Genomic DNA, 9,235 nt, shown 5'->3' on the forward strand with positions numbered 1-9,235 from the left:
CATGCAAACCACCCTGAGCGAAAAATCCCTGCGCCTTACGCGCGCCGCAGAAGCCGAGCGCATTTTGCGCAGTTGCGTGCATTGCGGGTTCTGCAACGCCACCTGCCCGACCTATCAACTGCTCGGCGATGAACTGGATGGCCCACGCGGCCGGATTTACCTGATCAAGCAAGTGCTCGAAGGCAATACCGCAAGCGCCACCACCCAACAACATCTCGACCGCTGCCTGTCCTGCCGTAATTGCGAGACCACCTGCCCGTCCGGTGTCGACTATCACAACCTGCTCGATATCGGCCGTGCGGTGGTCGATGATGCAGTGCCGCGCAGTCCCGGCCAGCGTCTGTTGCGCCAGGGTTTGCGCAGCGTGTTGACTGAGCCGCGGTTGTTCAAACCGTTGCTGATCCTCGGTGAACGACTGCGTCCACTGCTGCCGCAGGCTGTGCAAATGAAGCTACCGCGACACATTGCGCCGGCCAGACCCAGACCAGCGCGAACGCGGGCCCGCACGATGCTGATGCTCGAAGGCTGCGTACAGACCAGCCTGTCGCCCAACACCAACGCCGCGACCGCGCGGGTGCTCGACCGTCTGGGCATCAGCATCCTGCCGATCAGCGAGGCCGGTTGCTGCGGTGCGATTGACTATCACCTCGACGCCCAACAGGCCGGACTGCAGCGCGCGCGGCGCAATATCGATGCGTGGTGGCCGGCGATCGCAAGCGGCGCCGAGGCGATCGTGCAAACCGCCAGCGGGTGTGGCGCCTTCATCAAGGACTACGCTCACCTGCTCGAACACGATCCGGCCTACGCAATGAAAGCCGCCAAAATCAGTGCGATCAGCAAGGATCTGGTGGAGATTCTGCAGGCGGAACCGCTGGAACAACTGGTCGTGGCGCACAACGATCAGCGTCTGGCGTTTCATTGTCCGTGCACGCTTCAGCACGCGCTCAGACTCGGTGGCGCGGTGGAAAGTGTTCTGACACGGCTGGGGTTTCACCTCACGCCAGTGCCCGACAGTCACCTGTGCTGCGGTTCCGCCGGTACCTATTCGATCACCCAGCCTGCACTTTCCCGGCAATTGCGCGATAACAGGATCAATGCGCTGGAAAGCGCCTCGCCCAGCCTCATCGTCACCGCCAACATTGGTTGCCAGATTCACCTCGACAGCGCTGGCCGCACGCCGGTCAGGCACTGGATCGAGGTGCTTGAAGAGTCCCTTCTCGCGCAGGAAAAACCATGAACAGCAAATTCGTATTGAGCCAGAGAGAAGTCGCGCTGATCCTCGCCGCCGGGCGCACCGAGGCGCAGCGCAACCAATGGCCGGTGAGTATTGCCGTGGTCGATGATGGCGGCCACTTGCTGGCGCTTGAGCGCCTCGACGGTTGTGCACCGATCGGCGCCTACATCTGCATGGAAAAGGCCCGCACTTCAGCCCTCGGTCGCCGCGAATCAAATGTCTATGAAGAGATGGTCAACAACGGTCGCAACGCGTTTCTCTCGGCGCCGCTGCTGACCTCGCTTGAAGGTGGCGTGCCGATCATTGTCGACGGACAAGTGATCGGTGCGGTGGGCGTGTCCGGGGTCAAATCCGCTCAGGACGCGCAGATTGCCAAGGCTGCCGTCCTCGCGCTGCAAGGTTATTCGTAGAACGGCTCGACGGCTTCGCGACTGCCGACAAAAAACTGTCCGCAAGCAGGCGCAAGGGTTGCAGGTCGAAGTCCCTGCAGCGGTCCCTCATCAGCTGTTGGAAATGACGGTAAACCGCAGCGTGGTCGCTGATGGTCTCAGTCGAACAGGTCCCGAGGCAGCTCGACCCGCGCCACCAGGCCACCGCCGCTGCGATTGCGCAGGGTCAGCTCACCACCCTGCTCGCGCACGATCGCCTGCGCGGCCGAAAGCCCCAGCCCGACGCCGCCGGTGTCACGATTGCGCGAAGCTTCAAGGCGATAGAACGGATCGAAAACCCGTTGCAGCGCCGACTCGGGAATCCCCGGCCCTTGGTCGCACACCTCGATGCAGATCGTATGGTCGTTACCGCTCAGTGCGATGCTCGGTTGCTGCGCGTATTTGGCGGCGTTTTCCAGCAAATTGACGATCACCCGCTTGATGCCCAGCGGCCGCCCCTCATACACCAGATGCGCGGGGCCACTGAAGTCGACAGCGAGGTGCTGGTCGCGGTAATCGTCGATGATGGTTTGCAGCAACTCCGACAGGTCGAACGCGGTGGGCTGCTCGCGGTGAGTGTCCTCACGAAAGAACGCCAGCGCGGCGTTGATCATCGACTGCATTTCTTCAACGTCACGGATCAGTTTGTGCTGATGATCGAGGTCTTCCATGAACTCGCTGCGCAAACGCATGCGGGTCAGCGGCGCGCGCAGATCGTGGGAGATGGCCGCGAGCATGTGCGTGCGCTCGGCGATGAAATGCTGGATCTGCGCCTGCATGGTGTTGAAGGCGATGATTGCCTGACGTATTTCGTCCGGGCCTTCGACGTTGATCGGCGGCGCCCGCAGATCGCTGCCAAAGCGCCGGGCGGCGCTGGCGAAGCGCTGCAGCGGAGTGGCCAACTGGCGCGTGGCGAGCCATGCCACCAGCAAGGTGGCGATCAATCCGAGGGCGATGACCACCGCGATCCGCGTGCCGACGTCGAGGCCCCAACTGCGTTGCGGCGGGGTAAACGACAACCAGCTGCCATCGACCAATTGCACCAGCGCGACGTAGTGCGCGCGCTGGCTGTCGCGCGGAAAGTCATCGGGGCTGAACACTTCGATTTCACGGTCGTCACCCAGCAGTTGTTGCATCACCGGCCCCCTGCCCGCCTCGATTGGCGTGCCGATCGCAGGCAGATCGAAGTCGGCGCGCCGAGCGTGCCAGACCACGTTCAGCATCGAACTGGTTGCCGCGCTGGCCAGTTGCGGGCGCAGCGACGTCGGGGCGGCTTCGATCAGCCGCGTGGTCACGGCAATCTGTTCGAGCAGGCCGGTGCGTTCAATGGGCGGGCGCGCCCAGATGCCGGCGACCTGGACGAACAAGGCATTGAGTGCCAGTGAAGCCAGCATCGCCGCGAGGATGGTCAGGGCAATCCGCCGTCGCAGGGTATCGCGGCGCAACAGACGGCGGATCACGAACGGCTGACCTTGGCGGTGAACATGTAGCCTCCGTTGCGCACAGTGCGGATCAGGTCTGGACGCTTGCTGTCGGGCTCGATCTTGCGTCGCAGGCGACTGACCTGGACATCGATGCTGCGATCAAAGGCGTCGTGGCCTTCGCCACGCGTCAGGTCGATCAATTGTTCGCGGGTGAGAATGCGCTGGGGATGATCGAGAAACACCACCAACAGGTCGAATTCGCCAGCGGACAGCGGAATCATCACCTGCTCCGGCGAGCGCAACTCGCGACAGGTGATATCCAGGTGCCAACCGGCGAACACAATCACCGGTCGCGGGCGTTCACTGGCGGGACTTGGCTGCTCGCCGGCACGACGCTGCACGGCGCGCACCCGCGCGAGCAATTCGCGTGGTGCGAAAGGCTTGGTCAGGTAATCGTCGGCGCCAAGCTCCAGGCCGACGATGCGATCGCTGAGCTCGGCCATGGCCGTGAGCATGATGATCGGAATGCCCATCTGTGCGCGGATTTTCTGGCACAGGCTCAGGCCGCCTTCGCCGGGCAGCATGACGTCGAGAATAATGGTGTCCGGGCGCTGCTGCGCAATGGCCGCCCACATCGCCACGCCATCTGGCGAGACATCGACCTCGTAGGCATGCTGAACGAAGAACTTCTTCAGCAGGGACAGCACTTCCATGTCGTCATCGACGATCAGCAATCTGCTCACGGTCACAGGATCCAAGGGCCAAAAAAGAGCGCATCTAAAACCATTTCGCCGTTCGGGTCATTTATTTCAATCACGCAACATTCCTTCCGCGCCGACAACAATCGGACATTCCCGGGCAATCCTCCTCGGGCACTCTGCGGGACTTTCATCGCAGGGGGCTCCCATGAAGGAATTCAATCAGAGGTACACCGCCAAGGGCCGCGCCAGCCATCGTCCGTTGATCCTTAGCCAGCGCACTACGGCACCCGGGCACGATACGCCGATTCTGTTTCAGGAGTCATGCCTGGGCCTGACCGGCAATCAGGAGCGCATCGTCCTGCGCCGCTACTTCGAACAATTCAGCCCGGACAACGCGCACTGGGTGGAATACGTGCATTCGATTCCAGTCGCCGACCTCGTGCACTGGATCATGCGCCACGGCCAGTTGCATATCGAGTGCTCGGACAACGCCCCGCCAGCCCACAAGGAAAGCCATTGATGATCAGCAATTTCTCGAAGTCGCTGGTGCTTTCAGCCACCTTGAGCCTGCCGGCATGCAGCAATAAAACCGTCGAACCGAAGATGTACAGTGGATTTCTGCATGACTACAGCCTGTTGAGCGAACGCCAGTCACCGTCGGGGCAGACGGTACTCGGATGGGTCAGCCCGGCATTGGCCCGAGGCCGTTATACCCAGGCCTATCTGGCGCCCAGCCAGTTCTACCCGAGCGTCGCACCGACCGAGCGGATTCCGCTGAGCACGTTGTCCGGCGTGACCGAATACTATGACGCGGCGCTCAGACAGGAACTGGGCAAAGTCATGCGCCTGGTGTCGACACCGGGGCCCGACACCCTCATCGTGCGACCGGCGATTACCCGGGTCGCGACCCGCACCCAGGGTTTGCGCTTTTATGAATGGCTGCCGGTCACGCTGGTCGCAGCAGGCGTGAGCATCGCCACCGGCATTCGCGACCAGGACAGCGAAATTACCACCGAAGTATCGTTCGAGGATGGTTCGACCGGCGAGGTGGTCGCCGAAGTGATCCGCAAGGGCATCGGCGTGCCACTGGAGAACGACAAACAGGCGCTGAGCGCCGATGACGTCAAGATCGTGCTGGACGGCTGGGCCGGCGATCTGGGCAAATCCTACCTGGCGTTGCGCAAGTAAACGGCCGTCGGCAAGGCGAGGTGTGCGTCGGTTATGAACTAATAACACCTTCATTAAGCGGTCGCTGAAACGTTGTACTAGGATAGGATCCAGTTCCCGAGGCGTTTTCACCGGTCAAGGAGCTTCACCCCCGGCGCCTGCGGGACACGAGCCGCCCATTGCAACTCATGGATGAATGACATGAACTCACAGCTGTTCCCGCAGATTGGCAAAGTAATTGCCAGCACCGGCAGCCGGCATTTTCCGCGCATGCTTCACGACCTGATCCTCACTCAACTGGCGGTGGACGCCACGCACATCCGCCAGATGCGTGTCGAGTCGGTAAGCCGTACATCCCTTCGCAACGGCCCCGAACCGCTGAAAGAGCCAGCACTGCTGGCCGAAACGCTGTTCTCGGAACACAGCGCGATGCCCAGCGACGAGCTGCCGCCGGCAGAATCAGCCAACGTCACCGATGCCTCGCAACTGCACCTGACCCGACGCAAGGACGGTTTTCGCTACGTGATTTCGGTGTACCGCAACGGTCAGTCGCAACGTTTTTCCGCCCGGGAGCGCAGCCTGTTGCAAGACATCTCCCCAGTGCTGCTGCCGATGGTCGAGAAACATATCAACGCCGTGCAACCCGCCTGCCCTGAAGCCGAAAGCCCCAGCGAAGCCCCCGAGGGCACCGGGCTGCAAACCCTGCGCTTGCGCTTCACCGAACGTTTGCAGCAATTGGGCCTGAGCCTGTCGAACCGTGAAACCGAGGTGTGCATCGGCCTGCTCGCCGGGCACACGGCACCGGAACTGGCCGAGCAATTGCAACTGAAGGTCAACACGGTGGAGAGCTATCTCAAACGGGCGGCGATCAAGCTGGGCATCAGTGGCCGGCATTCGTTGATGCGCTGGATGTATTCGCCACAGGAAACCTCGGCATCGAGCGCTGCCTGATAACACTGCAGAACCGCTGTTCGATAACGCCGCTGTTGATCGTTCCCACGCTCTGCGTGGGAATGCAGCCCGTGACGCTTCGCGTCACTGGACGCAGAGCGTCCCTAAAGGCATTCCCACGCGGAGCGTGGGAACGATCAACAAGCGCGGGCTGTCAATCGCGGGCGAGTGCCTCGATCGGGTCGAGGCGCGAGGCGTTGCGGGCCGGGACGAAGCCAAAGACGATGCCGATCAATGTCGAACAGATCACCGCCGTGAGCACCGAGGTCAACGAGAAGACCATCTCCCACTCCTTGATAAACAGCGAAAACAGATGCCCGATCGCGTACGACAGGGAAATCCCGATCGCCCCGCCCAACAGGCAGACCATTACCGCCTCCACCAAAAACTGCTGACGAATGTCCGACTGCCGCGCGCCGACCGCCATGCGAATACCGATCTCGCGGGTGCGTTCGGTCACCGACACCAGCATGATGTTCATCACTCCGATGCCGCCGACCACCAAGGAAATCACCGCAATCAGCGACAGCAACAACGCCAGCGAACGACTGGTTTTCTGCACGGTCTGCAAAACGCTGTCGAGGTTGTTGGTGAAGAAATCCTTACTGCCATGGCGTTGCAGCAGCAGTTGGGTCACATGCTCTTCCACCACTTTGCTCGGCTGGCCGTCCTTCATGCGCACGCTGATGCTGTCCAGATAACGCTGGCCCAACACCCGCCCCGCAGCGGTTTCATAGGGCACCCAGACGTTGAGGGTCTTGCCCGAGGCAAACAGGCTTTTATCCTGTGCGGCGACGCCGATCACCGTGCACGGCAGGTTACCGATCAGGATCACCTGGCCCAACGGATCGACATCCTGCCCGAACAAACGCTGACGGGTGTTGTGATCAATGACCACCACCTGCGCCTGGCGCCGCGCATCGCTTTCGCTGAACGCAATACCCGCCGCCATCTTGATGCCGCGCACCTTGAAGTACTGATCGCTGACGCCGTTGACCTGGGCATCCAGATCGATATTGCGGTAGCGCAACAACAGGCTGCGGCCAATCATCGGCGTGGCGCTGTCGACGTAGTACAACTGACTCAGTGCCGTGACATCGGCCGGCGTCAGGGTTTCGATGGCCGCCGCACGCTTGTCACCGTAGCTGGTGCCGGGATAGACATCGATGGTGTTGCTGCCGATGGCCGCGATGTCCTTGAGCACGTAGTTCTTGGCGCCCTCGCCGACCGCCGAGATCGATACCACCGAGGTGATGCCGATGACGATGCCGAGCATGGTCAGCAACGTCCGCATGCGGTGCGAGATCAATGCGACCCAGGCCATGCTGAAGGCTTCCTTGAACAGTCCGAGGCTGGCGACCAGGCGCCGCGACGCAGCGGCTTTCGGCGCCACCGGCTCATCGCTGAGCAAGTGCGTGGTGTCACGTTCGTTGGCACGGTCGCTGAGGATTTCGCCGTCGCTGACTTCGATGATGCGCTCGGCGTTGGCCGCGACTTTCGGGTCGTGGGTCACCAGAATCACCGTGTGCCCGGCCGCGTGAAGCTCCAGCAGAATGCGCATCACCTCTTTGCCGCTGGCCGGGTCGAGGGCGCCGGTGGGTTCATCGGCGAGGATCACTTCGCCGCCGTTCATCAACGCCCGGGCGATACTGACCCGCTGCTGTTGGCCGCCAGACAACTGGCTCGGCCGATGCGTCAGGTGGCCTTCGAGGCCCAGTCGCGCCAACAGCTCTCGGGCCCGGGCATGGCGTTGCAGCTGGGGGGTACCGGCATAAATCGCCGGCATCTCGACGTTGTGCATCGCACTCAGGTGCGGCAGCAAGTGGTAACGCTGGAAGATGAAACCGAAGTAGTCACGACGCAGTTCGGCGAGTGCCTGATTGTCCAGATCACGGGTCTCCTGACCGTTGATCTTGTAGCTGCCGGCGGTGGCGTAATCGAGGCAACCGAGGATGTTCATCAGCGTTGATTTGCCGGAGCCCGAGGCGCCGATGATCGCGACCATTTCCCCGGCATGGATCGTCAGGTTGATGTTCTTCAGCGCGAGAAATTCGCGGTCGCCGGCAGTGAAACTGCGGGTGATGCCGGTCAGCTGTAACAGTGGCTCAGTCATGCTCAGGCCCCCGCCACATTAGTCAGCGGATCACCGATGACCACGCGATCACCTTCAGCCAGACCATCATTGATCTGCACTTTGACGTTGTTGTTGATCCCGGTCTGCACATTGCGCGACTGCGCGTGCCCCTTGGCATCCAGCACCCGCACCGGAAAGCTGCCATCGGCATTGCGCGGGCCGAGCGCCGCCACCGGCACGGTCAGCACTGCCTTGGCGGTGTCGAGGACGATGCGCACCTGCGCGGTCATCGAAATGCGCAGGCGATGGTCGGGGTTCGGCACTTCAAACAAAGCGTTGTAGAACACCGCGCTGCTTTGCTTCGGCGTGCCGGCGGGCGGGGTTTCGAGAAAATTCTGCGGCGCTGGATCGGTACCGCGCAATTTCGCGTAGTAGCGTTTGTCCTCGCCAAGAATGGTGAAATACACCTCTTGCCCCGGCGCGATATGGATTACATCGGCTTCGGAGACCTGCGCCTTGACCGTCATGGTGTCCAGGTCCGCCAGTTTCAGCAGGACCGGCGCCAGTTGGCTGGCAATCACTGTCTGGCCTTCCTGAGTGACCACGCCGACCACGTCACCATCGATCGGCGCAACAATCCGCGTGTACGCCAGATTGACCTTGGCCGTGTCGATCTGGATGTGCGCGCTTTTGATCTGCGCATCCAGCGACATCAGATTGGCCTGCTGCACCTGATAGTTGGATTCGGCGGTTTCGAAATCCTGGCGCGAAATCGACGCATCTTCCTGCAGGTTCTGATAGCGCTCGTAAATCGCTTTGGTCTGTTTGAGCTGGGCCTGCGTGGCGCGTTTTTGCGCCTGCAGGTTTTCCTCATCGACCTGAGCCTGACGCAGGGTGTTTTGCAACACCAGCGGATCGATCTCCGCCAGCCACTGCCCCTTCTTCACCTTGTCGCCGACCTTGACCTTCAGCGACTTCAGTTGGCCAGAGACCTGCGCACCGACATCAACCTGCTTGATCCCTTCGAGCACGCCGGTGGCCAGCACTGCGTTCTCAATGTCATCGCGCTCGACCGTGGCGGTCAGGTACTGCGGCGCCTCGGCCGGTGCCTGCACCGTGTAGAACACCAAACCCGCCACCACCGCCAACGCCAAACCCATACCGGCTTTGCGCCACTTCGACTTTTCCATAAATGCCCACAAGTCCGTTCAGGATCGAGCCCGGCGTGACGCCGGGCTCTGCTAGATAAACAACAA

The 9,235-nt window shown here is 61.7% G+C and carries 9 protein-coding genes and 1 pseudogene; 5 read left to right on the top strand and 5 right to left on the bottom strand.

The window, feature by feature from the left end; translation table 11 throughout:
* Position 1: 1 nt before the first annotated feature.
* Both glcF and AK821_RS15330 read left to right on the top strand, forming a co-directional pair.
* Positions 2–1,237 carry a glycolate oxidase subunit GlcF gene (glcF, locus tag AK821_RS15325; protein ID WP_064390450.1) on the top strand — a complete coding sequence of 412 codons (1,236 nt, stop codon included), beginning with the start codon at positions 2–4 and terminating at the stop codon, positions 1,235–1,237.
* A complete protein-coding gene (locus AK821_RS15330; protein WP_064390451.1) occupies positions 1,234–1,644 on the top strand; it encodes a heme-binding protein in 411 nt (136 codons plus the stop codon). The genes glcF and AK821_RS15330 overlap by 4 nt, the downstream gene beginning before the upstream one ends.
* On the opposite strand, the pseudogene AK821_RS31415 reads toward AK821_RS15330, so the two are convergent.
* From AK821_RS31415 to AK821_RS15340, 3 genes and pseudogenes are all read right to left on the bottom strand, one after another.
* A pseudogene (locus AK821_RS31415) lies at positions 1,635–1,771 on the bottom strand (gfo/Idh/MocA family oxidoreductase); the annotation flags it as partial. The gene AK821_RS15330 and the pseudogene AK821_RS31415 overlap by 10 nt on opposite strands.
* A 10-nt stretch (positions 1,772–1,781) precedes the next feature.
* Entirely contained in the window at positions 1,782–3,122 is a 1,341-nt protein-coding gene (locus AK821_RS15335; protein ID WP_064390452.1) for an ATP-binding protein, read from the bottom strand.
* Positions 3,119–3,829 carry a response regulator gene (locus tag AK821_RS15340; protein WP_236708316.1) on the bottom strand — a complete coding sequence of 237 codons (711 nt, stop codon included), beginning with the start codon at positions 3,827–3,829 and terminating at the stop codon, positions 3,119–3,121. Before AK821_RS15340 ends, AK821_RS15335 begins: the two co-directional genes overlap by 4 nt.
* Before the next feature lie 163 nt (positions 3,830–3,992).
* On the opposite strand from AK821_RS15340, the gene AK821_RS15345 reads away from it, so the two are divergent.
* The 3 genes from AK821_RS15345 to AK821_RS15355 all read left to right on the top strand — a co-directional run bounded on the left by AK821_RS15345 (position 3,993) and on the right by AK821_RS15355 (position 5,905).
* Positions 3,993–4,307 (top strand): hypothetical protein, encoded by a 315-nt coding sequence (locus AK821_RS15345; protein WP_064390454.1) that lies wholly within the window; start codon positions 3,993–3,995, stop codon positions 4,305–4,307.
* Entirely contained in the window at positions 4,307–4,975 is a 669-nt protein-coding gene (locus AK821_RS15350) for a DUF3313 domain-containing protein (RefSeq protein ID WP_064390455.1), read from the top strand. The genes AK821_RS15345 and AK821_RS15350 overlap by 1 nt, the downstream gene beginning before the upstream one ends.
* A gap of 180 nt (positions 4,976–5,155) precedes the next feature.
* The gene (locus tag AK821_RS15355) at positions 5,156–5,905 is read left to right on the top strand and encodes a helix-turn-helix transcriptional regulator (protein WP_064390456.1); all 750 of its coding nucleotides are present in this window, start codon (positions 5,156–5,158) and stop codon (positions 5,903–5,905) included.
* Positions 5,906–6,059: 154 nt separating this feature from the next.
* Here the strand turns inward: AK821_RS15355 and AK821_RS15360 are convergent, their stop codons facing one another.
* The gene (locus tag AK821_RS15360; protein WP_064390457.1) at positions 6,060–8,018 is read right to left on the bottom strand and encodes a MacB family efflux pump subunit; all 1,959 of its coding nucleotides are present in this window, start codon (positions 8,016–8,018) and stop codon (positions 6,060–6,062) included.
* A 2-nt stretch (positions 8,019–8,020) separates the two neighbouring features.
* Entirely contained in the window at positions 8,021–9,169 is a 1,149-nt protein-coding gene (macA, locus tag AK821_RS15365; protein ID WP_064390458.1) for a macrolide transporter subunit MacA, read from the bottom strand.
* Positions 9,170–9,235: the final 66 nt, after the last annotated feature.

The organism is Pseudomonas sp. RIT-PI-r (assembly GCF_001297015.1).
Taxonomy (GTDB): domain Bacteria; phylum Pseudomonadota; class Gammaproteobacteria; order Pseudomonadales; family Pseudomonadaceae; genus Aquipseudomonas.